This is a genomic window from Vibrio sp. ABH4_348 (assembly GCF_056159765.1).
On sequence record NZ_JBSWVW010000001.1, the window covers coordinates 1913051 to 1938232 of the forward strand.

Genomic DNA, 25182 nt, shown 5'->3' on the forward strand with positions numbered 1-25182 from the left:
TCAATACTACTAATCCCTACGGTAGAACCAGATTATCGAATAAACAGATCTCGAAAGTTCTGTGTGGTTTTCTCCGCCACTTCTTGAATACTGCAACCCTTTAACTGAGCAATATAGGCAGCGACTTCCACCACATACGCTGGGTGGTTTTCTTTACCACGGTGTGGAACAGGTGCTAAATATGGCGAATCCGTTTCAATCAACAGGCGTTCTAATGGCAGAGCGCGAACCACTTCTTTTAGCTCTTTGGCTTGCCTAAAGGTCACGATGCCAGATATCGAGATATAGAAACCAAGATCCATCGCGGCTTCAGCGAAAGGTAGGTCTTCGGTAAAACAATGAATCACGCCACCACACTTTTCTGCATTACCATTTTTGAGGATAGACAAGGTGTCTTCACGCGCATTTCTGGTATGGATGATAAGCGGCTTATTTATGTCGACTGCTAAATCGACTTGTTGTTCAAAGCGCAATCGCTGCAACGCAGAGGTTTCGGGTTTGTAGTGATAATCTAACCCGGTTTCACCCACCGCAACCACTCGCGGGTGCTTGGCGTATTCGTGCAACTCATCAAGGGCAAATTCACTTTCTACATCGAGTGGATGCACGCCACAAGACGCGTGAATAAATTTGTAAGGTCCAATCAATTCCATCATTTTGGGGAAGGCTTTAAGCGTTACTCCTACGGACAACATTTCAGTAACGTTAGCCGCTAACGCTTTGTCTATGACATCTTCTATGCCTTCATGCACATCTTGATAATCCAGTTTATCCAAATGGCAGTGTGAATCTACGAACATGCTTCCTCATTAATTTCGGTTAACCAGTCCATCACCAAGAGCTCAAGGTTTAGCCCAGGGAAACGAACCCATTCTTGTTGTAATTTTAGTAGTGACTGACTCAGTGTATAGAGCTTATCGTACGATAAGCCTTCTGAAAGTAACGCACTCTCAGGTGTGAAATAGGATTCTTGAAGTCCAAAACAGCGTTTTTGCGCATCGGTTAGCCAATACCACATCCAGTTCAGTCCCGAAGGGTGTTTGGCTACCAGTTTAGATACCTCAACCAGCTGCGCGAGTGATCCCTGAATGTATTGAGAAAAATGGTTGGCCAACTTTTGATACGCTTCTAACTCACCTGATTCAATAAACTCTTGGGTTTGTAGCGGCGCGCCGCGATGAATATGCAATAAATGGGGAGCAACTTGACTTTTGCTATCCTGACTATTTAGCCAATCACTGGCACTTTGATAATCAGGCGGTACCACCGCCCATTGTTGGCAGCGGCTCACAATAGTCGGCAATAACCGCTGAGTATTAACGCTGGATAAGATGAAAAAACACTGCTCAGGTGGTTCTTCTAACGTTTTGAGTAACGCATTGGCCGCGGCTTCCGTCATCGCTTGCGCTGGTTTTACCAAAATGACTCGACGACCAGACAATTGAGACGACTCTAATGCCCAACGATTTGCCTGACGGATTTGATCAACAGAAATCGACTTCCCTGCTTTCTCAGGTTCGATCATATGGAAATCTGGATGGGTATTGGCAGTTGCGAGCTCGCAGCTGTGGCACAAGCCACAAGGCTCATCACTTTGCTGTTGGCACAGCAAAGTATCAGATAGTCGTTTAAGCAGAGTGTCAATACCCAGTCCGGCTTGTCCAGTGACAAGTACAGAGTTGCTGAAACGGCTCAGTCTCAAGTTATTCTGTAGTTGTTGCCAAACTGGCTCAAGCCAAGGGTATAGGGGACTCATTGTTGTGTCTCTAACCAAGTCAATAGTGCTGCTTTCAAGTCTTGTTGAACGGCGTCGATATCTTGCTCTGCATTAACAACCAACACACTGCTATCACTGTTCGCCAGTTCGAGGTAGCGTGCTCGTGTGCGTTCAAAAAAGCTGATGTCCATTTTTTCGATACGATCTAGCTCGCCGCGCCCTCTTGCGCGTTGTAGACCAACTTTAGGGTCAATATCCATATACAAGGTAAGATCAGGCTTAAAATCACCTAACGCAACTTGCTTAAGCGCATTCATCGTGTCGCTAGGGATTTGACGTCCACCGCCTTGATACGCTTGTGAAGACAAATCGTGACGGTCTCCAACCACCCACTGCCCTTTTGCCAGCGCAGGTTTAATAACGTTTTCAACCAATTGAACTCGTGCCGCGTAAATCATCAAAAGCTCGCTGATATCTTGAATCTGTTCGTTTTGGTGCTCTTCTTTGACTAAGGTACGAAGCTTTTCGGCCAATGGTGTGCCACCTGGCTCACGAGTATGTGTAACCTGTTCGATACCGGCTGATTTGAGCTGCTCAACAATAGATTGAATGGCAGTGCTTTTACCTGCTCCTTCCAACCCTTCTACTACGATGAATTTACCTGTCATCACTTTCTACTTCTTAAAACTTTTAAATAGGCTTGTACGGCGCGATTGTGCTCTTTGAGTGTTTTGGAAAAAATATGATCTCCGTGACCACTCGCTACAAAGTACAAGTAAGATGTGTCATCTGGGTTAACTGAAGCGCGAATCGCATCTTCGCCAACCATGGCTATTGGCGTCGGTGGTAAGCCTTTAATGACATATGTATTGTAAGGCGTTGGCGTTCTTAAATCTCGTTTGCGGATATTGCCGTCAAACTTATCACCCATGCCATATATAACCGTAGGGTCTGTTTGTAAGCGCATCCTTTTATTTAGTCGGTTTACAAATACCGACGAGACTTTAGCACGCTCTTCAGCCACTGCCGTTTCTTTCTCAATAATTGAGGCCAAAATTAGCGCTTCATATGCAGATTTTAAAGGCAGCTTGTCTTGGCGCTGCTGCCAGTGTTTTTCTAACGTCTTTGTCAGCTTGCGATTGGCGCGCTTTAAAATATCTAAATCGCTGGTTCCCGCAGTGTAATAGTAGGTTTCTGCAAGCAACAAGCCTTCGAGCTTTTCGTGTTCAGCATTAATCAGGCCCGCGATTTGCTGTTCCGTTTTATCTGCAATAGTCTGGTCCAAATGCGGCGCTTGCTTAAGAACCTCAAGCCATTCTTGATAGATACTGCCTTCGACAAAAGTGATGGCAAACTGATGTTCACGGCCTGCAATGAGATGTTTTAGTGCTTGTCGCAGCGTCCACTCAGGTTGCAATTGATACGTACCAGCTTTGATGGCAAGTAAGTCTGGGTGTAAAAAGCGGATATAATCACTAAATGGAGAGTTCGAAATAGCCCCTTGCTGCTCTAACTGTGAAAGCACACGTGGGAAACTGGTACCGGGCTTAACCGTAAATAGAGTTGGTTCAGACAAGGACAAAGGTTGAACCACAAATTGATCGATCTGACCTTTAGTAAAATAAAGACCGGATATCAAAGCGGCCACACAGAGGCCGATAATCAGAAGAATTTTTTTCATTAAACTAACTTTTCGCTGCCGAAATAGCAGATTGATAACGATGTTGAAGTTGACGGCATACCGAACCAATCGCAAATTGTTTGTCGGCAATTTGGGTAACCGGAGCTATTCCTAACAAACAGTTACTGACAAATACTTCATCCGCGCTGTCTAGTAATGGCAGGCGATAATCGCCTATTTCCACATTCAAAGACAATTGCTCAGCCCAATCTAAAACTCGATTGCGCATGATACCTGTCACACCACTTTGTGCCAAATCCGGGGTAAAGAGAGTCTGGTCTTTTACCCAAAAAACGTTGGCACAACTGGTTTCAATTACGTTATCGTGAATGTCTAACACAAGCCCATCAGCTTGGCCTTGCAGCTCCAAATCCGACTTCACTAGCACTTGTTCAAGCCGATTATTGTGCTTGAGCCCAGATAACATGGGGTTCAGCCCTAACCTAGGTTTAGCAATACCTAAAGTTAAACCTTCTTGCTGCCAGCGAGGATAATGTGCTGGATAATCAAAGTGGCTAATGGTGACTTGCGGACCAGAACTCACCTTTGGGCTGTAACCACGGCCACCTGAGCCACGGCTAATGTGTATTTTAATTCCGGAAAGCTCATCAGGAAGGCATGCATGTTTTACCCAAGCTTCGACCTGCTGCCAGTCCGGCTGCTCAATACACAATGCCGCGAGCGTTTTTTGCAAACGCTGCAAATGGTCTTGCCAAAAAACGGGAAGCCCTTGTTTCACAAGAATGGTGGTAAAGCAGCCATCGCCATATTGAAAACTTCGGTCAGAAACGGAGACTTCAGAGGCTTGTTTTCCATCTATCCAAACTCGGTGCTGCAACGCCCTTCCCCTTTAAATGTCAGATTCTGAATATAATAAAACGGCTTGATACTGAAAGCATCAAGCCGTTTGTATATTTGCGCGACATATTTGCGCGACTGGCGGTTTAGATCTTCTTGAAGATCAACGAACCGTTCGTACCGCCAAAGCCGAATGAGTTACACAGAGCGTACTCCATATCAACTTTCGCTGATTGATTTGGCACCAAATCGATATCCAAATCGTCTTCTGGGTTATCCAAGTTAATCGTTGGTGGGACTTCTTGGTCAACCAAAGACATCACGGTAATAATCGCTTCAACAGAGCCAGCAGCACCCAATAGGTGACCTGTCATGGACTTAGTTGATGATACTTTTACTTGCTTAGCACCCGCTTCGCCAAGTGCACGCTTAATGCCTTTTACTTCAGCAACGTCACCAGCAGGAGTTGAAGTACCGTGCGCGTTCACGTAACCGATTTGCTCACCAGTCACGCCTGCATCACGCATTGCCGCTTCCATAGCCAATGCACCACCAGAACCATCTTCACTTGGAGAGGTCATATGGTAAGCATCGCCAGACATGCCAAAACCAACTAGCTCAGCGTAAATCTTAGCGCCACGAGCTTTTGCTGCTTCGTATTCTTCTAGAACCATGATGCCAGCACCGTCACCCAGAACAAAACCGTCGCGGTCTTTATCCCATGGGCGAGACGCTTTTTGAGGCTCATCGTTGCGAGTAGACAGAGCTTTAGCTGCGCCAAAACCAGCCATACCAAGCGGTGTAGACGCTTTTTCTGCACCGCCGGCAACCATTGCATCTGCGTCACCGTAAGCAATCATACGAGCGGCATGGCCAATGTTGTGTAAGCCAGTTGTACACGCGGTAGAAATCGCGATGTTAGGGCCTCTCAATCCACGCATGATTGAAAGGTTACCCGCTACCATGTTTACGATAGTAGAAGGTACGAAAAACGGACTCACTTTACGTGGGCCTTTGTTTACCAACGCTGAGTGTCCGGTTTCAATCAGATCAAGGCCACCAATGCCTGAACCAATTGCTACACCCACGCGAGCCGCATTTTCGTCTGTAATTTGTAAGCCAGAGTCATCTAGGGCCTGAATGCCTGCAGCGATACCGTACTGGATAAACAAATCCATTTTACGAGCATCTTTTTTCGACATGTACTCTGTGCAATCGAAACCTTTTACTAGACCAGCAAAGCGAGTAGAGAAATTTTCAGTATCGAAGTGATCGATATTGACGATTCCGCTTTGACCAGCGAGTAAAGCTTTCCATGAAGATTCAACTGTGTTGCCGACCGGTGACAACATACCCATGCCAGTGACAACAACACGACGCTTGGACACGATACAATTCTCCGGATAGATAAAAAATTCTATGAAAGGTAATAGAAGAGGTTCTATAAAAACTCAGGCGGCCAGAAGGCCGCCTGGGAGGATATTACTGAGCGCTGTTCACGTAGTCGATAGCAGCTTGAACAGTAGTGATCTTCTCAGCTTCTTCGTCTGGAATCTCAGTGTCGAATTCTTCTTCAAGAGCCATAACAAGCTCAACGGTGTCTAGAGAATCAGCACCTAGGTCATCAACGAAAGAAGCTTCGTTTTTAACTTCTGCTTCGTCTACACCTAGCTGTTCAACGATGATTTTCTTTACGCGTTCTTCGATGTTGCTCATTTTTCTTTTCCTTTACAGATTTCGCTTAATGCGATGTTCCGGTAGTTTATGCGAACTTCTGAAAGTTGCAAGAGGGTCCTTGCTGGTCAAACCACAAATTTAGCGAATTTAACCGATTTTCAGCACATTTATGACTTAAATCATGCACAAATGTTATTCAGTTGCCCACAAAGAATTACAAATATCTAACAGCTTAATGCAGCGAAATGTCATCATCATGACGACATTTCACGATTAAACCATGTACATACCACCATTTACGTGCAAAGTTTCGCCCGTAATATAGCCAGCTTCATCAGAAGCCAAGAAAGCCACTGCAGATGCAATTTCTTTCGGGTCGCCTAAACGACCAGCGGGTACTTGACCTAAAGTTGCTGCACGTTGTTCATCGTTTAGCGCTTTAGTCATGTCTGTTTCAATAAAGCCCGGTGCCACAGTGTTGACTGTTACACCGCGAGACGCTACTTCACGAGCCATCGATTTAGTGAAACCAATTACACCCGCTTTTGCTGCCGCGTAGTTGGTTTGACCTGCGTTACCCATAGTGCCAACAACTGAACCTACGTTAACGATTCGACCGTGACGCTTTTTCATCATGCCGCGCAGTACCGCTTTTGATAAACGGAAAATCGACGTTAAGTTAGTGTCCATGATATCTGTCCACTCGTCGTCTTTCATGCGCATCAACAAGTTGTCACGCGTGATACCTGCGTTGTTCACTAGGATGTCAATACCACCGAAGTCAGCAGTAATTTGCTTTAGCACTGCGTCAATTGATTCAACATCAGTCACATTTAACGCAAGACCCGTTCCGTTCTCGCCCAGATATTCACTGATTGATGCTGCACCATTTTCGGTTGTTGCCGTACCAACCACTTTGGCACCGCGTTCAACAAGAAGTTCCGCAATCGCACGACCGATACCACGACTCGCGCCTGTTACTAGTGCTACTTTACCTTCAAGATTCATTTGAATTCCCTTTTATCACTTTGCAGCATCAAGAGATGCGACATCATTCACAGCAGCTGCATCTAGTGCTTTTACAATACGTTTAGTCAGACCCGTTAGTACTTTGCCTGGGCCTAATTCGAATAGTTTTTCTGCGCCTTGCTCGTGCATTTTCTGTACAGACTCAGTCCAACGTACTGGGCTGTATAGCTGACGAACGAGGGCGTCTTTAATACGAGCTGGATCGGTTTCTGCAGCAACGTCAACGTTGTTTATGACTGGAATCGATGGAGCATTGAATTCTAGCTCTTGCATCGCTTCTGCCAAACGTTCAGCCGCAGGCTTCATAAGTGCACAGTGAGAAGGTACAGAAACTGGCAGTGGCAATGCGCGTTTTGCACCGGCTTCTTTACATAGAGCGCCAGCACGTTCCACCGCTTCTTTCGAACCTGCGATAACCACTTGACCTGGAGAGTTGAAGTTTACTGGAGAAACAACATCACCTTGTGCGGCTTCTTCACACGCTTTGGCAATGGCATCGTCAGCTAGACCAATAATGGCGTACATTGCACCGGTCCCAGCTGGCACAGCTTCTTGCATCGCTTGGCCGCGTAGTTCAACGAGTTTGATCGCTTCTTTAAAGTCGATAACGCCAGCGCACACTAACGCAGAGTATTCACCTAGGCTATGACCTGCCAATACTTCTGGCTGCGCCAAACCTTGCTCTTGCCATACTCGCCAAATCGCAACTGAAGATGCTAATAAAGCTGGTTGAGTACGGAATGTTTGATTCAAGTCTTCCGCTGGACCCTCTTGAACGAGTGCCCATAAGTCGTAACCCAATACCTCAGACGCTTCTGCAAAAGTTTGTTTTACAATTGCGTATTGCTCGCCCAACTCAGCCAACATTCCAACTGTTTGTGAGCCTTGGCCTGGAAATACGATAGCAAACTTGCTCATAAATTTTCCTTTTACCTCAGTAACAAAGAAAAGATGCACCAAAGTGCATCCTACTTAATCGTGTTTTGACTAAAACTTAACTAGAGCTGAGCCCCAAGTAAAGCCGCCACCAAATGCTTCTAACAAGCACGTTTGGCCGCGTTTGATTCGTCCATCTCGAACAGCTTCATCCATTGCAGTTGGAACGGTTGCCGCCGAGGTGTTTCCATGTCGATCTAAGGTGATGACCACCTGATCCATCGACATAGATAATTTTTTCGCTGTGGCCGAAATAATGCGGTAATTCGCTTGGTGCGGCACTAACCAATCAAGGTCGTGTTTGTGCATGTCATTAGCAGCAAGCGTGTCTTTTACCAACTTCGACAACTGAGTCACCGCTACTTTGAATACATCATTACCCGCCATGTGAAGCCATTTGTCTGCTTCACTGCCCCTTTCTGGAACTGCAAGGCTAAGCAAATCACCAAAATTGCCATCCGCGTATAGGTGCGTCGACAAAATACCTGGTTCGTCACTGGCACCAACTACCATCGCACCAGCACCATCGCCAAATAAGATGATGGTTGAGCGATCCGTTGGGTCACAGGTTTTAGACAGAATATCAGCGCCAATAACGAGCACATTTTTACACATACCCGACTTAATATATTGATCTGCAGCCGACAATGCGTAAACAAAACCCGAGCACGCCGCCGCCAAGTCAAATGCTGGGCAGTTTTTGATACCGAGTTTGGACTGCACTTGGCATGCAGAAGAAGGGAAAGTGTGGCTGCTACTGGTTGTCGCCACAATGATCATGTCGATATCGTTTTTATCGATACCGGCCATATCAATGGCATTTACTGCCGCTTGGTAGCCCATATCAGCAACAGTTTCGTTTTCCGCTGCAATACGACGTTCGCGTATACCAGTACGGGTAACGATCCACTCGTCACTGGTCTCTACCATTTTTTCTAAATCGGCGTTAGTACGCACTTGAGATGGCAGGTAGCTGCCGGTACCTAAAATTTTGCTGAACATGAAGACTAATAGTGCCTCTCGAGTAAAACTGCTTCTAAACGATCGCTAATACGGCTGGGTACTTGTCGTTTAACTTCGTGTAACGCTTCACTTATTGCATTGATAACCGCGTTAACATCTGCACTTCCGTGGCTCTTTATAACAATGCCGCGCAATCCTAACAAACTTGCGCCGTTATACTGGTCGGGGTTCAAGGTTTTCAACTCATCAATCAAACCAGAAAACACCCATTTAGCAACCCAAGAGCGCCAACCAGACCCAGTGATATGTGTTCGAATTCTGTCGAGAAAAAGCTGAGCCGTACCTTCACTGGCTTTTAAACAGACATTGCCAACAAAGCCATCACACACTACCACATCTGCGACATCATGCAGCAACTGATTACCTTCAATATATCCAATGTAATTAACGGCTTTGGTTTGCGAGAGCATTTCTGCACATCGTTTAACCAAGTCATTACCTTTAATTTCTTCGGCGCCGATATTTAAAATCGCCACGCGAGGCGCTCTGTTTAGATACTGCTCTGCAAGAGCACTGCCCATAAGTGCAAATTGGAATAATGAATCCGCATCACTAGACACATTAGCGCCTAAATCTAACATCCAGGTTTTATTACTGCCCGCAGTGGGCATGGCAGAAATCAAAGCTGGACGCTCTATTCCAGGTAGTAACTTTAGACGGAAACGGGATAACGCCATTAGGGCACCGGTGTTACCACCGCTGACACAAGCATTGGCTTTCGCATCTGAGACCGCATCTATCGCCATGGCCATAGAGCTACCCTGACTGTTGCGAAGCGCGAGAGAAGGTTTTTCAGAGTTGGAAATCACTTTGTCACTGTGTTGGATGCGCAAGCGCTCAACGGTATCGTGACCGAGAGATTGAAGTTGAGACTGAATGGCTTGTTGATCGCCGATCAGAAGAATATTGAGCTCTGGGAAATACGACAGTGCCTGCACGGCGGCAGGCACTGTGACACGGGGACCAAAGTCTCCGCCCATTGCATCAAGTGCAATAGTAATAGTTTGCAAAGGTCAACCTTACTTGTTGATAACCTTTTTGCCGCGGTAGTAACCTTCAGCAGTCACGTTGTGACGTAGGTGAGTTTCACCTGAAGTTGCGTCTACAGAAAGAGCTGCTGCAGATAGCGCATCGTGTGAACGACGCATGCCACGCTTAGAACGTGTTTTCTTGCTTTTTTGTACGGCCATTGACCCTACTCCTATGTGAGGTCTTAAAGAATTACTTCTTTAAGTTTTTTAAAACATCGAACGGATTTGGTTTTTCTTCCACTACTTCTTCTGGAAGTTCGCCAAAAACCATATTTTCTGAATCAACGCTACAATCCGCATCATCGTGCATAGGTACTTGGGGCAAATTTAGAATGAACTCGTCTTCAACTAATGCAATCAGGTCCAGTTCACCGTACTCGTTCAGATCTACCAAATCGTACTCTTCCGGTGCTTCTTCTTCACTTTTCGCCGAATTCGGCGTGTAAGTAAAGGTTACTTCACAACTGTGTGTGAAATCCTCATTGCAACGTTGACACTCTAAATCGACATCGATGTTAGCTTTACCAGAGATAACAACAAGTCGCTGTTCATCTAACCCAAATGAAACTTGCACTTGAGCGTCGCGTTTAACGCATTCGACCGAATCCTTAAGACGCTTCAGCAGGCTTTCTTGAATAATACCATTATAATCAAGACGCTTCTGAGCAGCTTTACCAGGATCAACCGTTCGCGGTATCTTTACCTTTTGCATAGGGCGCGAATTCTATCCTTTCATTTACAACGAGTCAAAGAAAACGGTGAAAAAAAAGTACTTTTTTACCGCGAGTGTCAGTACCCTGTAATCAACCTGACTCTTTTGATTTAATTACATATGACACAAGATATTCAGCTGGTCCTAGCTTCTACTTCTCCCTACAGAAAAGTGCTTCTTGAAAAGCTGACATCAGACTTTAGCACACTTTCTCCGAATATTGATGAAAGCCCGATTGCACAAGAAACGCCTAAGCAATTAGTAGAGAGACTATCTCTTGAAAAAGCAAAAGCTTGTGTCTCTCAGCTGACGGAAAAAAACGACTACGTCATTATCGGCAGTGACCAAGTATGTATTATTGATGGTCAAATCGTCGGCAAACCTTACACGACTGAAAAAGCCATTGAGCAACTTTCAAAGCAAAGTGGTAAGTCCATTACCTTTATGACAGGCCTCGCATTAATGCATAGCGATGGCACACATCGCGTTACCACAGACACGGTAGAGGTTCATTTTCGACAGCTTACTCAAGCGCAAATACGCAACTATGTAGAACGCGAGCAGCCCTTGTATTGCGCTGGCAGTTTTAAGTCGGAAGGATTGGGTATTGCGCTCTTCGACAAAATAGACGCTGAAGATCCCAATACCCTAGTCGGATTGCCGCTAATTAAATTGACCAAATTGCTATTGGAATTTGATATCGATCTATTAAGTTAGCCTTGCTTCCTCAAACCAGTCAGCACGTTTTCCATCTGCTTATCTAAAGGCGCTGATAGCTCCATCCATTGTTCGGTTTTTGGATGAACAAAACGGATATTGGCGGCGTGCAAAAACAGTCTATCTAGGCCAACTTTGCCGGTATAGGCATCAAAGCGAGCATCCCCATAGCGGTCATCCCAAGCAATTGGATGGCCGCTGTATTGGGTATGAACACGAATTTGATGAGTTCTACCAGTTACAGGACTCGCTTGGATCAACGTCGCTTCTTTAAACGATTCGATTACCTTAATACGAGTTTCAGACGGTTTGCCCTTTGGGTTGACACGAACAATACTGTTAACTTCATTCTTTAGTAACGGTGCTTTGACTACGTTTTTTGCCTTGTTCCACCGTCCCATTACCAGTGCAAAGTAGAACTTTTTAACTGTTTTTTCGCGAAATTGGGTTTGCAAAAACCGAAGTGCAGAGCGTTTTTTAGCAACCAACAAGATCCCGGAAGTATCTCTATCAATCCGATGGACTAGCTCCAAAAAACGCGCTTCAGGTCGCAATGCTCTAAGTGCTTCAATGGCGCCAAACTTTAAGCCAGATCCACCGTGCACGGCGGTACCGGACGGTTTATCCAATACCAATAAATGGTCATCTTCATAGATAATCCGGTGTTCTAACTCGGCAACGCGATCCAACTTTGTACTCGGCGCGACCGCCTCGTCTTTGACCGAAACCGTCACTGGAGGAATTCGTACACTGTCGCCAGCCGCGAGCTTGTACTCGGCTTTGATACGTTTTTTGTTAACGCGGACTTCCCCTTTACGCAATATTCGATAAATCATGCTCTTGGGCACATTTTTTAACTGATTACGCAAAAAGTTATCGATTCGTTGTCCGGCCATATCTTCGTCTATTTCGACGAACTGGACTGAGGTTCTAATTTCGTTCATGGAGGTATTGTATCTTGCTATTCGTTTTGAATCACACTTTCTTGTGTAATCCTCGCGAAATCCTCTAACTTGTTCTTTTCTCAATCTAGATTCGCACAAGATTTAAGCACAATTTAATTCAGTTTCATTGTTATTAACTAAACCATCTATTAATCAGTCAGTTATTGCTTTCAAAAGTCGAATTATTCAGAACTAATCCACAAAGCAGATTGCCGTGTTTATTGCGTGCTGCTATAGTTCACAGCTGCTATAGAGGGCAATGGCTAGGATTTATCCACATACACCTTCTAAAGCGGTCAGTAATGAGTAGACGAATAGCTAAGTCAGTGCGGCATACGGCGTAAGACGCAGACTGGATATTCACCTTGTTGCCTTACTCGTCGCTGCTTCATGTTACAGAGTTATTGCTTTATCAGCTCACGAGTCCGAAAATTGTGGATTTGTGCAACTAAGTGTCCAAGAGCATCCCTCCAGCCGGGAGGCTGCAACTAAGCCATGGGATCTGACACCGTGATGGCGACTGCCAGCAACAAGAAATAAAACGAAAAAGATAAAGACACGAGATTTTTAAAAAATGAAAAGAATGTTGATCAACGCAACTCAAAAAGAAGAGTTGCGTGTAGCACTGGTTGATGGCCAGAAGCTGTTCGATCTCGATATAGAGAGTCCTGGACACGAATCTAAGAAAGCAAACATTTACAAAGGTCGAATCACACGAATCGAACCAAGTTTAGAAGCTGCTTTTGTCGATTATGGCGCAGAAAGACACGGTTTCCTTCCTCTTAAAGAAATTGCTCGCGAATATTTCCCTTCTGATTACAACAAACAAGGCCGTCCAAGCATCAAAGAAGTGCTTAAAGAAGGCCAAGAAGTTATTGTTCAAGTTGAAAAAGAAGAACGCGGCAGCAAAGGGGCGGCACTGACCACCTTTATTTCTCTAGCAGGTAGTTACCTAGTTCTTATGCCAAACAACCCTCGTGCCGGTGGTATTTCACGCCGAATCGAAGGGGATGAACGCACCCAACTTAAAGCCGCGCTAAGCACATTAGAATTGCCTCAAGGTATGGGTCTAATCGTTCGTACGGCGGGTGTCGGTAAATCAGCTGAAGAACTTGAGTGGGACCTAAACGTACTACTCAACCATTGGAATGCGATTAAAGAAGCCTCTGACTCCAATGAAGCTCCTTTCCTAATTCACCAAGAAAGTAACGTAATTGTCCGAGCTATTCGTGATTACTTGCGTCGTGATATTGGTGAAATCCTGATTGATAGCAACACGATTCACGAGCGCGCGCTGCAACACATTCAGCTGGTGCGTCCTGATTTTGTAAACCGCGTTAAGAAATACGACGGTGAAGTGCCGCTGTTTAGTCACTATCAAATAGAAAGCCAAATTGAGTCAGCGTTCCAACGCGAAGTTCGCTTACCATCTGGTGGCTCTATTGTTATCGACCCAACAGAAGCATTGACATCAATCGATATCAACTCGGCACGTGCGACTAAAGGCGGCGACATCGAAGAAACCGCACTCAACACTAACTTAGAAGCTGCGGACGAAATTGCTCGCCAACTAAGACTGCGTGATTTGGGTGGTTTGGTTGTGATCGACTTTATCGACATGACACCTGTTCGCCACCAGCGCGAGGTAGAAAGTCGCCTACGCGAAGCAGTTCGCTTAGACCGTGCACGCGTTCAGATAGGCAGAATCTCTCGTTTTGGCCTTTTGGAAATGTCTCGTCAACGCTTGAGCCCATCTCTAGCAGAGGCAAGCAGCCACATTTGTCCTCGTTGTAACGGTACTGGTGTCATTCGCGATAACGAATCGTTAGCACTGTCTGTACTGCGATTGATCGAAGAAGAAGCGCTAAAAGACAACACGTCTCAAGTGTTAGCGGTGGTTCCAGTTCCAATTGCATCTTACCTTCTCAATGAGAAGCGTCGTTCAATTAATCACATTGAACGAATTCAAGAAGTGAAGATCACCATCGTTCCTAACTCAGACATGGAGACACCTCATTTTGAAGTGCTTCGTGTTCGAGAAGGCGAAGAGCTTGACCTGCTCTCATACTTACTTCCTAAGAAGCTAGATTCGATTAAAGAAACAGAATCACGTGAAAGTGTTGTAGAAGACGTCAAACCTAAGAAGATTGAAGAACCCGCTCTGAAAGGTTTTGCTGCACCTGCACAATCGGCACCGGCTCCTGCGCCAGCACCAAAAGCTGAGGTCAAGCAAGAAAAACCTGTAGACGCTAAACCAGGTCTATTCTCTCGAATCTTCAAGGCTATCAGTCAATTCTTTGCAGCGGATGAAAAACCTCAGCAAGAAGAAACTGCTCCAGCTAAGAAAGAGGAACGTGAAAACCGCAATCACCGTCGTCGTAACAACGATCGCCGCAGAAACCGCTCTCGCGATGGACGCCGTGATCAGAACCGCGATAAACGCGACAATAAGGAAGAACGTTTAGAAGACGGCAACAAGCGTAAGCCTAACCGCAAACCGAGAAATGATCGCAACGACGACCGCAAAAAAGCAGCGAAACCTTCAAAAGTAAAAGAAGAAGGATTGCAAATTGCAGCCGAAGCTCAAGAACCTAAATCTGAATCGCGTAAAACAGAGAAGGTAAAAGAGCGTCGTCAACGTCGTAAGCTGAGCAAGAAAGTACGCGTCGCGGATCAATCGGTTGAAGAAGCTAAACTAGAGAATGCTGTTGCACCTGAAGCAACGGTGGTAGCTGAAACTGTTGAAAAGTCTTCATCTGAAAACCAAGCTCGTAACGAACAGTCGCAAGAGAATAAAGGTGAAGGGAAACAACGCCGTAACCGTCGTTCTCCACGTCACCTGAGAGCCAACGGTCAGCGTCGTCGTCGCGGTCGTGATCGCAAGCCAAACCCGTTCCGTTTGCGCCGTGGTGGTGTTGCATCACCAGAGATGGCAATGGGCAAAGTAATGCCAAGCTATGGCATCACTAAAAAACCTGTTCGCAACGAAGCCGCGGTTGCTGAAGCAACAGAGGCAACGGTTGTTGCGCTTACTGGTGTAGCTATGCCTGAAATGGCAATGGGTAAAGTGATTGTTCGTCGTGAAAACCTAGCAGAGGTGGTCGCGGAGAATCCAGTACAAAAGCCAACTCAGACAGAAGCTCCGGTTGCAGAGGTTGAAACCGCTCCAGTACAACAAGTTGTGGAAGAAGTGGTTGAAGACGTGGTGGCTCAAAATAGCCAAGTTGAGGTCACGATTGAAACAACTGCTGAGGCGCAAGCTGAGGTAGAACCAATCGTAACTCAAGAAGAGCCTACTGTAAGCGCACCTATTGTCGAAACAGCAGATACTGTCGCGCCGCCATTCAAAGGTCATGCAGCTGCACCTATGGCTAAGGCGCCAGGCACATCAACGCTGAATGAGATCATCATTTCTGCAGCACCGCTAAAAACTGAACGTTACGCTGGTCGTGGTGCGGGCAGTCAAGTGGCCTCTAACAGAGCGTCTGCTGAAATGACCAAACCGAATTTCTAAGATTCGTGTTTACAAAAATGGCTCGCCTCGGCGAGCCATTTTTTTGCTTCTACCGCTGTCTGATTTATAAGCTAAGCTTGGTTTATAATTGAACTTAATCACACTTTTCGGTAGGATGCGCCGACTCAAGCTGAAACCTCAACACTATCAATGTGACTCCAATGTCCACCAACTGTTTGGCGCTATTAACAGCGCACTACCCTTTTGGATAGTTTTAGGTAACAGCATTCATGAACCCACAACAAGCTGAAACCTACGACAATGTTTGAATTCCCTCAGTTTTCCCGTCATTCCGTAAAAAATGACATTCTATCCGGCTTAACTGTCGCGCTCGCTCTTGTTCCTGAAGCCGTTGCATTTGCCTTTGTCGCAAATGTTGATCCTATGGTCGGTCTTTATGCCGCCTTTATCGTTGGTTTAATCACCTCTATTTTTGGCGGTCGTCCAGGCATGATTTCCGGTGCAACCGGAGCCATGGCAGTCGTAATGACCAGCCTAGTCGTAACACATGGTGTGCAATACCTGTTTGCTGCCATTTTGCTTGCTGGCGCCCTGCAAATCTCCGCGGGTCTATTCAAACTCGGTAAGTTTATTCGCATGGTTCCACACCCAGTAATGATTGGTTTCGTTAATGGCTTGGCGATTGTCATTTTCCTCGCTCAACTTGGACAATTTAAAGGTCCAGCTGAAGACGGTGGCTTGGCTTGGTTACCTTCCGGTGATCTAACCCTTATGATGGGCTTAGTGTTGCTTACCATGGCGATTATCCACTTTCTTCCTAAGCTTACGACGGCAGTGCCCTCATCTCTGGTTGCAATTGTCACCGTCACGCTATTAGTCGTTGGTTTGGATCTAGATACGCGCACTGTGGTAGATTTCCTGCGAACCATGTCAGGTGATGAATCAGCCACCTTAGCAGGTTCGCTTCCGACATTTGCCATTCCAGAAGTGCCTTTCAGTCTTGAAACACTGCGCATCATCTTGCCATATGCCATTATTCTGGCTGCAATTGGTCTAATTGAATCCTTGTTAACATTGACAGTTATTGACGAGATGACAAATACTCGTGGTCAATCTAACCGTGAATGTGTTGGTCAAGGCATGGCGAACGTAACCTGTTCTATGTTCGGTGCCATGGGCGGCTGTGCCATGATTGGTCAATCCATGATCAACGTAAATTCGGGTGGTCGTGGTCGCTTATCTGGCATTGTGGCGGCAGGCATGTTGCTTTTCTTCATTCTGTTTGCCTCCTCACTGATTGAAATGATCCCATTAGCAGCTTTGGTTGGCGTCATGTTTATGGTGGTTATCGGGACTTTTGAATGGGCAACATTCAAGTTGGCACGTCGCGTACCTAAGCAGGACTTCTTTGTGATTGTTCTAGTAACGGTGGTGACAGTCTTTACTGACCTAGCAGTAGCGGTAGCCGTTGGTGTCATTGCTTCGGCACTTATGTTTGCATGGGAACACGCGAAGCACATCTATGCGACCAGCTCTGTTAACGCGGAAGGTTCCAAAGAGTACCATGTAAATGGTCCAATCTTCTTTGGTTCAGCGGCCAACTTCTTGGAACTGTTTGACGCGCCAAATGACCCACAAGACGTGATTGTCGATTTTGCTAACTCACGCGTTGCTGATCATTCTGCAATCGAAGCAATTGAAACTATCGCCGAACGTTACTCTGCTGCAGGTAAAACTCTACACATGCGTCATTTGAGTCCTGATTGTCGCGCATTGCTTCACAAAGCGGGCAGCCTAGTGGAAATCAATGTCAAAGAAGATCCGAGTTACAAGGTAGCAACGGATGTGCTAGCAGGATAAGTGGACACACAAATTTATTGAGTAAAATAGCGACTCCGAAGAGTCGCTATTTTTTTATCTTTGGTCCAATAATTGTCTAATAAAGTTTAAGTGGCACGTCAACACCCACCTAAAAGTTCCTGATGAATCTAACAATATAATCATAAGCACGTTAATCTTTATCTCACATCTTCCAGTTTCATCGCTTTCCCTCTCAGACCTTTATTTACTTGAGACTCTTACCCATTTTTCTTTCTCAAATTGGGCTAGCGGCTCGACAAACTTCAGTGATTATTAATTTTCCATTAATTATTTTTAATCCTAAATGATAATGAGAATTCTTTACATTAAATAAACGGCTCCATATATTTCGCCTGCCTAAAAAAATCAAATAAATCATGGCCGTAAAAAAGTGGTACAGCTCAGGTTGATGTTGAGCTGTAGAGCAGATTTATGGTTAAGGACTGTTGTAAATGATTAAGTTAACGAACCCCAAGAGTTGTTCTAAGTTCAATCTATCTCCCATCTATCTAGCATTGGCCTCATCCTTGTTTGCCAATCAGGTAATTGCAGACTCCGACCAGACCATAGTTGTTTTTGGTGAGAAAACGGAAAAGTCTATCTTCGATACTAGCTCTAGTGTTCAAGTTTTTGACCAAGACACCATTGAGTCACTACCAAACGCAACAGATTGGCGCGACCTCGCGAAACTGACTCCCAACTTGTCAGATACCGGTAATGACAACTTTCTACCAGCACTAAGGGGTATAGATGGTTCTGGCCCCGCAGTAGGTGGACTTGCAAGTTTTTCAGGAACTGCATCACGGCTAAATCTGAGTATTGACGGTCGATCGCTTAGCTATACAGAAATGGCGTTCGGAGCACGATCACTATGGGACATGCAACAGGCTGAAATCTACGTCGGGCCACAAAGCTTGATTCAAGGCCGTAACTCGTCAGCGGGGGCCATTGTATTGAAATCCAATGACCCAACCTATCATTTTGAGTCTTCGGCCAAAACGGCTATCGGACAACGTGGATACTCGCAAAACTCTGCAATGATCTCAGCTCCGATAATCGCTGACCAAGTTGCGTTTCGCTTAAGCGCTGATCAGCAAAAGAAACTCAGTCATTTAGCACTTGAGGGATATCCAGAAGCAGGTGATCCACGAGAGATTAGCGCCACCACAGCCAGAGCAAAACTGTTAATCACGCCAGAGAAATGGGCGGGTTTTAAGTCTATTTTGTCTTACACCTTTATGGATACAAAGGCACCACAATCGGAAAACCTTATAGGACCGCGGATGTTCACCGCTGAGCGCCCCTCCTATGAAACGACATCCGATAGTTTTAACTGGTTTACATCCATTACTCTAAATTCAAACGTTTCTCTCGAAAATTCACTGATCTATACCCAATCTGGGTACGTTCGTAGTAGCCCAGATAGCGACTACGCATATGACGTTGAAACCGACGAGATTACCATTGAGCCATTACTTAGATTCCAAAATACGTCGGGAAGTTTCAAAGGTCTATTTGGTGGAAGATATTCAGCTTATGATCAAGACGAGCGACTGTACTACAATCCGACGACATCCCAACCGATGAAAGATGAATCGGAAACCTACTCACTGTTCACTGAGGGTACTTATGATTCAGGGGCATTTTTCTCCACATTGGGTTTAAGGTTTGAACAGGAAGAAAAAACCCGAATTGCAAAGCTTGATGTCGTAGATCTAGATTACAACAACAAAGAATCGGTATTTCTTCCAAAGTTAGATTTAGGTTACAGGTTTTCAGATACATCGACCTTTGGATTCAAAATCGCTAAAGGGTATAACGCTGGTGCAGCCGGTGTAAGCTTTGATACTACTCAAGCACGCAGACCACATCGCGCGTACCAATTCGATGAAGAATCCGTCATCAACTACGAGTTGTACAGTAAAGTTGGTTTTGCTGATAACACCGGGTTGTTTACTGCCAATCTATTCTTCAACGACTATGACAACATACAGCTGCAACAAAACGCGGACGACGGTTACGTCTTTATTGCCAATGTAGATGACGCTCGAACATTTGGTGCTGAACTAGGTATTCAGTACTACCTAACTGACGATATCGAGGTGTTTTCTAATATAGGTTTATTAAAAACTGAGTTTAAGGAAACCGCAGCTCAGGGTGGTAAAGAGCGTGAACTACCGCGTTCGCCAAGTGTTACCGCAAACCTAGGTGCTTCGTACTACATCACTGAGAATCTATTCTCTAGCTTTAACACGTCATTTAGTGGTGATTACTTCACTGATTTATCAAATACAGAGCAGATTAAAATCGACAGCTATTCGACAACCAATGTTCAACTCAGCTATGCATTTGAAAGTGGCAAGGTGTCGTTATTTGCAACCAACGTATTTGATAGCAACAAAGAAACTAACTACTTCAGCATAAGAATTCCTGACCAACCACTAGTTCAAGAGCCCCGTTTGGTTGGTGCGTCACTTGAGCTGAACTTCTAGTCATCGATGACCAGAAACTGAGTGGATTAAATCCAGCTTAATACTGAAGCTCTCCAAGGGAAGAATTGGAGAGCTTTGGTTGTCATATCAGAAATCTACAAAACTGATAGCTGGACAAAACACATCCAATATTAATGTAATTTTAATGCAACCATTTTATCAAAAGTGACATATATCTCATTCCAATATTTTGCTGAAAATTATCGATGCAATTACAAATGAGAAGTAATTACATTAGCGAAAATTTGGCAAGTAAGTACTTATTATGACTACCGAAAAACCCTCTCGTATCACTCCAGAAGTGATTACCTGTCTACGTAAACGGCTTATTGTTCCCCACCTGATGAGAGTGACGTTTTCTTGCGACGCTGCCACAGCATTTTCCAAGTCTCGTTTGGGCGCACACATCAAACTGTTTTTTCCCAATCAAACCAGTCAGACACTCGAGCTGCCAGTCTTAGAAGATGGAAAAATCACCTGGCCACAAAACAAGCCGGTTACTCGTGCTTATACCGTGAGAGATGTTCGACATGAGCTAAACGAAATTGACGTCGATTTTGTTATTCACGGTGATAAAAGCCCGGCATCTGGATGGGCTGTTCATGCTCAACAAGGTGACCAAATTGGTATGGTTGGTCCCGCAGGTCCAGATCCTCTGCTGGCGCCAAGTGATTGGCACCTTTTAGTAGGTGACCTAACCGCGTTACCTGCTATTTCTGCCATCGTGTCTCAACTAAGCACTGATGCAGCTGGACATATATTTGTAGAGATTGACCATCCAGATGATATTCACGATTTCGAAAAGCCCTCAAATATCGGTATTGATTGGTTAATCCGCGATCCAAAACAAAATAAGCATCCTTTAGTTAACGCTGTCAAAAACCACAATGTTCCAACCCATGCTAAGACGGTCTCAGCGTTTGTCGCTGGCGAAAACACAACCGTTATCGAATGTCGAAACTGGCTAAAAAAACAATACAGTTTAAACAGTAAATCCCTGTATGCCATTCCCTACTGGAAACGAGGTGAGCACGAAGACCAATATCACGATGAACGCCACGTAGTGATGGACGAGCATTACGCTTAGCGCAATAGAAAAGTCCAATAGAAATTTAGCCGTATTTTATCTTTATCTATGAGTTTGTTATGAACAAGATTATTTCCCTTTTCACCGTTTTACTTTTCACTGTCATTTTCAATGTACAGGCCAGTGATGATTGGCCAAGACAGTTCAAAAATGCTGATGGAACCATCACGAATATTCCCGCTAAACCTGAACGCATAGTGTCAACAACAGTAACCACAACAGGCACTTTGTTGGCGATTGATGCTCCCGTGGTTGCCAGCTCTGCAGCGGCCAATGGTAAGTTTTTCTCTCAGTGGGACAACATGGCAAAACTTAAGAAAGTGAATGCTCTCTGGGCGGCCGGTAGCCCAGATTTGGAGATGGTCTACGGCGAAGCACCTGACCTAATCGTGGTATCGGCGACTGGGGCTGACTCAGTTAAAGATCTTGTTGCCGAACTCAATCAAATAGCACCGACCATCATCATTGATTACAGTAATCAGTCTTGGCAATCACTTGCTATTCAATTGGGCGGAGCGCTTGGAATCGAAGAGAATGCGACAAAAAGTATTAATGAATTCAATAGTTTCTTAGCGAAAGTTAAGCAAAACATCACTCTACCTAGCAAAAAGATCAATATCGTTAGCTACCAAGGTGCTGGTGCAATTAATGCCATTGCACAACCTTATGGCGCTCATGCCACTTTACTAAGTCAGCTTGGATTTGAAGTTGAAGCACCGAAAGACGAATGGTCAGCGGCACCATCACGTCATAAGGACTTTTTGCGCGTTCATTTTGAGGCCATTACCCAACTCAACGCCGAGACCACTTTCTTACTTGCTGCTGACCAATCTAGAGCTATCGAGTTTATTGCAGATCCAGTTCTTGCGAATGTGCCTTCTGTTGTGAATCAGCAAGTGTACGGTCTGGGTAGATCATCGTTTCGCATTGATAGATTTAGCGCGGTAGAAATTCTGAGCCAAATTCACGAAAACTTCTCCACAATAAAAGATTGAAATCAACAACATGTTCAGAGTGTTCGTGTTTATCACTATTTGGATAGTCTTTCTTGCAGGGCTAAGTCTTTCTCTTGGCTCACAAATGATTAGTCCCAACGAGGTGATCAACACTTTTGTCTCATTTGATTCATCCAATAGCCAGCATCTCATTGTGCAAAACCTTCGGCTACCGCGCACCTTATTAGCGATATTGATCGGGGTTGCATTGGGCGTCGCTGGCATTGTGATGCAAACGTTAACCCGCAATCCGCTCGCTGAGCCGGGAATTTTGGGCGTCAATGCAGGGGCAATGTTGGCGGTAGTGGCAGCTATTGCCACTTTAGAGCTGATCAGTTTTTCGCAATACATGATATTTGGCTTATTCGGCGCAGCTGGTGGAGGAGCTCTGGTTTACTTTTTATCACTAGGTAAACAAGGCGTGGACCCAGTCAGGCTGCTGTTGGCCGGCTCTGCAATAACTGTTGTCTTTTTGTCACTGACTAAACTGATAACCATCAATAGCGAGCAAGAAGTCTTTGATTTATTTCGTCACTGGGTGATTGGCTCCTTGCAAGGTCGTGGGTTTGACGTCTTGCTACCAACAGCCATCATTTGCTCGATTTGTCTGATAGTGACGGCATTTATCTTACCTGACCTGAACCAAATCATCTTGGGGCAAGAACATAGTGTGAGCATGGGTGTCAATGTGGTTAAAGTGTGGCTGTTAAGCCTACTTATCATTACCTTTCTCTCAGGTGTCGCGACTGCTGCCGCAGGGCCAATAAGTTTTTTGGGACTCATCGGCCCTCATTTGGCGAGACTATTGGTCGGTAATGACCTTAAGAAACTGTTGCCATTTTCAGCCCTATTCTCTGCCATGCTGCTTCTATTTGCTGATGTTGTCGGTCGCGTCATTCACCATCCAGGAGAGGTAAGTGCTGGCATCATGGTGGCTGTGATTGGCTCCCCAGTATTTGTCTTGTTAGTTCGACGATGGAAGTTTCGCATATGATGTCATCCAAATCTTGGGTAATGTGGCAGCTAGGCCCGTTATCGACTCGTCTTTACTGGCGCACCGCATTCACACTTAGCTTTGCCACAGTAGCGCTTGTATGCTTATGTGTGTTTGCACTCACCGTCGGTCGATTTCCTATTTCCACCGAGCTGATCCTTACTAATTGGCTGAGTAGCGAATCGGTACTCACACCTGTTCAGCACAAGATATTGTTTGATATACGCACTCCCCGAATTGTTACAGCGGTGTTTGCTGGTATGGCTCTAGGAATTTCTGGTGCCTTATTTCAATCGATCGCTCGCAACCCTTTGGGCTCGCCAGATATTGTCGGCTTCACATCGGGGGCGGCAACAGGTGCGCTAACCCAAATTATCATTTTCCAAGGCAATACGTTAGAGGTCTCCATTGCAGCAGTATTTGGCGGTCTAATTACATCCTTATTGGTCTATCTAATGGCCCATCGTGACGGTCAGATTGGGACGCAGCGTTTAGTGTTAATTGGTATTGGCATTGGCACGTTACTGACAGCAATTAATAACTTGTTGATTGTGATCGGTGATATCGATTTAGCGGCAACGGCCAATCTTTGGTTGTCTGGTTCACTTCATTCACGAACCTGGTGGCATGCGATACCAACACTAGTAGGTGTGCTAATACTGACTCCGATAGCGCTAAGAATCTCACGCTCATTAACCTACATGGAAATGGGTGAAGACTGCTCTCGCGCACTGGGTATATCGACAAAGAACACACGACGCATTGCTATCTTTTCATCCGTTGTGCTCGCCTCGCTGGCAACGGGTGCTGCCGGCCCAATCGCGTTCATTGCATTGGCAGCGCCGCACTTGGCTAAACGAGTTCTTGGCTCATCCAACGTTACCATCGTTGGCAGCGGGCTAATTGGTGCACTTTTGATTTTGTGCGCTGATGTTGTTACCCAAATTGTGTCCACCTCGTTTGTTCTGCCTATTGGACGTGTCACCGGAATCCTGGGTGGCGTTTACCTTCTCTACCTAATCCGGTCAAAAAAATAAAAATGCATAGTCAAAACACCCATAACAAAAACGCACAAGGACACCTTTGTGCAAAAAACGTCACCTTGGCCTACGACAACCACAGGGTATGTGAAAACCTAGAGGTAGAGATCCCACAAGGTAAATTTACTGTCATTATTGGCCCCAATGGCTGTGGAAAATCCACTTTACTTAAAAGCTTATGTAAAGTGATTCAACCACAAAAAGGAAACGTCTTGTTTCAAGGCAACGACATAAACACCATCCCCGCTAAACGCTATGCACAATCGGTTGGGTTATTGGCTCAGTCTTCGCAAGCGCCTGACTCTCTGAGTGTGCAAGAACTGGTATCGCGGGGGCGTTACCCCTATTTATCGATGTTAAGACAGTGGAGTGAGGAGGACGAATTAGCCGTTCAAAATGCAATGGATTTGACCGATATCCAGCCGTTGGCAAGCAGAGATGTTTCAGAGCTTTCAGGCGGACAGCGCCAACGCGTCTGGGTGGCCATGTTGTTAGCGCAAGAAACCGATACCTTACTACTCGATGAACCCACCACCTATCTTGATGTCAGCCATCAGTTAGAACTGTTGGATTTGTTTCAGATGCTCAATAAAAAACACGGCAAGACCGTGGTTGCGGTTCTTCACGATCTAAACCACGCATGCCGATACGCCGACCATTTGATTTTCCTAAAGGGTGGTCAACTTACCGCAAAAGGCACGCCAGACCAGATTATCAATAAGGAGTTAATTCAACAGGTCTTTGGTATCCACAGTAAAATCATTCCTGACCCAGTGACAAACACACCAATGGTGATCCCAGTCAGTGCTAAGTGACGCTGATTGGCAGTCATATGAAAATCCAGATTTATCAATTTATTACACAGAAAGTGAACTGAGCAAACACAGTCGAAACGCTATTGATTAGCAAAAAATAGAATAACTTCAGCCAAACAATTAGCGCTTCAAATATTTATTAAAAACTCAATTAAACAA

General features: G+C 45.3%; 23 protein-coding genes. 9 read left to right on the plus strand and 14 right to left on the minus strand.

Going from position 1 to position 25182, the window contains the following annotated elements; genetic code table 11:
• Positions 1-32: 32 nt before the first annotated feature.
• From ACXAFJ_RS08765 to yceD, 13 genes are all read right to left on the minus strand, one after another.
• A complete protein-coding gene (locus ACXAFJ_RS08765; protein ID WP_475322837.1) occupies positions 33-800 on the minus strand; it encodes a TatD family hydrolase in 768 nt (255 codons plus the stop codon).
• Positions 791-1756, minus strand: a complete 966-nt coding sequence (holB, locus tag ACXAFJ_RS08770; RefSeq protein WP_475322838.1) for a DNA polymerase III subunit delta' — start codon at positions 1754-1756, stop codon at positions 791-793. Before holB ends, ACXAFJ_RS08765 begins: the two co-directional genes overlap by 10 nt.
• Entirely contained in the window at positions 1753-2385 is a 633-nt protein-coding gene (gene tmk, locus ACXAFJ_RS08775; protein WP_475322839.1) for a dTMP kinase, read from the minus strand. The genes holB and tmk overlap by 4 nt, the downstream gene beginning before the upstream one ends.
• Positions 2385-3398 carry an endolytic transglycosylase MltG gene (mltG, locus tag ACXAFJ_RS08780; RefSeq protein ID WP_475322841.1) on the minus strand — a complete coding sequence of 338 codons (1014 nt, stop codon included), beginning with the start codon at positions 3396-3398 and terminating at the stop codon, positions 2385-2387. The genes tmk and mltG overlap by 1 nt, the downstream gene beginning before the upstream one ends.
• A gap of 4 nt (positions 3399-3402) precedes the next feature.
• Positions 3403-4236: an aminodeoxychorismate lyase gene (gene pabC / locus ACXAFJ_RS08785; protein ID WP_475322842.1), complete on the minus strand. Its 834-nt coding sequence runs from the start codon at positions 4234-4236 to the stop codon at positions 3403-3405.
• A 106-nt stretch (positions 4237-4342) separates the two neighbouring features.
• The gene (fabF, locus tag ACXAFJ_RS08790; protein ID WP_475322843.1) at positions 4343-5584 is read right to left on the minus strand and encodes a beta-ketoacyl-ACP synthase II; all 1242 of its coding nucleotides are present in this window, start codon (positions 5582-5584) and stop codon (positions 4343-4345) included.
• Between the two features lie 94 nt (positions 5585-5678).
• Positions 5679-5912 (minus strand): acyl carrier protein, encoded by a 234-nt coding sequence (gene acpP, locus ACXAFJ_RS08795; protein ID WP_004406112.1) that lies wholly within the window; start codon positions 5910-5912, stop codon positions 5679-5681.
• Between the two features lie 234 nt (positions 5913-6146).
• Positions 6147-6881 (minus strand): 3-oxoacyl-ACP reductase FabG, encoded by a 735-nt coding sequence (fabG, locus tag ACXAFJ_RS08800; RefSeq protein ID WP_475322844.1) that lies wholly within the window; start codon positions 6879-6881, stop codon positions 6147-6149.
• A 15-nt stretch (positions 6882-6896) separates the two neighbouring features.
• Positions 6897-7820, minus strand: coding sequence for an ACP S-malonyltransferase (fabD, locus tag ACXAFJ_RS08805; protein ID WP_475322846.1), 924 nt, complete (start codon positions 7818-7820; stop codon positions 6897-6899).
• A gap of 69 nt (positions 7821-7889) precedes the next feature.
• Complete coding sequence (locus ACXAFJ_RS08810; protein WP_475322847.1) at positions 7890-8840, minus strand: beta-ketoacyl-ACP synthase III; 951 nt, start codon at positions 8838-8840, stop codon at positions 7890-7892.
• Between the two features lie 5 nt (positions 8841-8845).
• Positions 8846-9871: a phosphate acyltransferase PlsX gene (gene plsX, locus ACXAFJ_RS08815; protein WP_475322848.1), complete on the minus strand. Its 1026-nt coding sequence runs from the start codon at positions 9869-9871 to the stop codon at positions 8846-8848.
• A 9-nt stretch (positions 9872-9880) separates the two neighbouring features.
• Positions 9881-10051 (minus strand): 50S ribosomal protein L32, encoded by a 171-nt coding sequence (rpmF, locus tag ACXAFJ_RS08820; protein WP_475322850.1) that lies wholly within the window; start codon positions 10049-10051, stop codon positions 9881-9883.
• Between the two features lie 31 nt (positions 10052-10082).
• Positions 10083-10604, minus strand: coding sequence for a 23S rRNA accumulation protein YceD (yceD, locus tag ACXAFJ_RS08825; protein ID WP_475322851.1), 522 nt, complete (start codon positions 10602-10604; stop codon positions 10083-10085).
• A gap of 120 nt (positions 10605-10724) precedes the next feature.
• Here yceD and ACXAFJ_RS08830 point away from each other — a divergent pair, with 120 nt between their 5' ends.
• Positions 10725-11321, plus strand: coding sequence for a Maf family protein (locus tag ACXAFJ_RS08830; RefSeq protein ID WP_475322852.1), 597 nt, complete (start codon positions 10725-10727; stop codon positions 11319-11321).
• Here ACXAFJ_RS08830 and rluC read toward each other — a convergent pair.
• Positions 11318-12265: a 23S rRNA pseudouridine(955/2504/2580) synthase RluC gene (rluC, locus tag ACXAFJ_RS08835; protein ID WP_475322854.1), complete on the minus strand. Its 948-nt coding sequence runs from the start codon at positions 12263-12265 to the stop codon at positions 11318-11320. The genes ACXAFJ_RS08830 and rluC overlap by 4 nt on opposite strands.
• 574 nt (positions 12266-12839) lie before the next feature.
• On the opposite strand from rluC, the gene rne reads away from it, so the two are divergent.
• The 8 genes from rne to ACXAFJ_RS08875 all read left to right on the plus strand — a co-directional run bounded on the left by rne (position 12840) and on the right by ACXAFJ_RS08875 (position 25023).
• Positions 12840-15779, plus strand: a complete 2940-nt coding sequence (gene rne, locus ACXAFJ_RS08840; protein WP_475322855.1) for a ribonuclease E — start codon at positions 12840-12842, stop codon at positions 15777-15779.
• 261 nt (positions 15780-16040) lie between these two features.
• Positions 16041-17600 carry a SulP family inorganic anion transporter gene (locus ACXAFJ_RS08845; RefSeq protein WP_475322857.1) on the plus strand — a complete coding sequence of 520 codons (1560 nt, stop codon included), beginning with the start codon at positions 16041-16043 and terminating at the stop codon, positions 17598-17600.
• 452 nt (positions 17601-18052) lie between these two features.
• On the plus strand, positions 18053-20092 hold the full coding sequence (locus ACXAFJ_RS08850; protein ID WP_475322858.1) for a TonB-dependent receptor: 2040 nt from the start codon (positions 18053-18055) through the stop codon (positions 20090-20092).
• A 265-nt stretch (positions 20093-20357) separates the two neighbouring features.
• Positions 20358-21179 (plus strand): siderophore-interacting protein, encoded by an 822-nt coding sequence (locus ACXAFJ_RS08855; protein ID WP_475322860.1) that lies wholly within the window; start codon positions 20358-20360, stop codon positions 21177-21179.
• 59 nt (positions 21180-21238) lie between these two features.
• A complete protein-coding gene (gene fepB / locus ACXAFJ_RS08860; protein ID WP_475322861.1) occupies positions 21239-22174 on the plus strand; it encodes a Fe2+-enterobactin ABC transporter substrate-binding protein in 936 nt (311 codons plus the stop codon).
• A gap of 10 nt (positions 22175-22184) precedes the next feature.
• Positions 22185-23168: a FecCD family ABC transporter permease gene (locus tag ACXAFJ_RS08865; RefSeq protein WP_475322862.1), complete on the plus strand. Its 984-nt coding sequence runs from the start codon at positions 22185-22187 to the stop codon at positions 23166-23168.
• Positions 23165-24205 (plus strand): FecCD family ABC transporter permease, encoded by a 1041-nt coding sequence (locus tag ACXAFJ_RS08870; protein WP_475322863.1) that lies wholly within the window; start codon positions 23165-23167, stop codon positions 24203-24205. The genes ACXAFJ_RS08865 and ACXAFJ_RS08870 overlap by 4 nt, the downstream gene beginning before the upstream one ends.
• 2 nt (positions 24206-24207) lie before the next feature.
• A complete protein-coding gene (locus ACXAFJ_RS08875; protein WP_475322865.1) occupies positions 24208-25023 on the plus strand; it encodes an ABC transporter ATP-binding protein in 816 nt (271 codons plus the stop codon).
• Positions 25024-25182 lie beyond the last annotated feature (159 nt).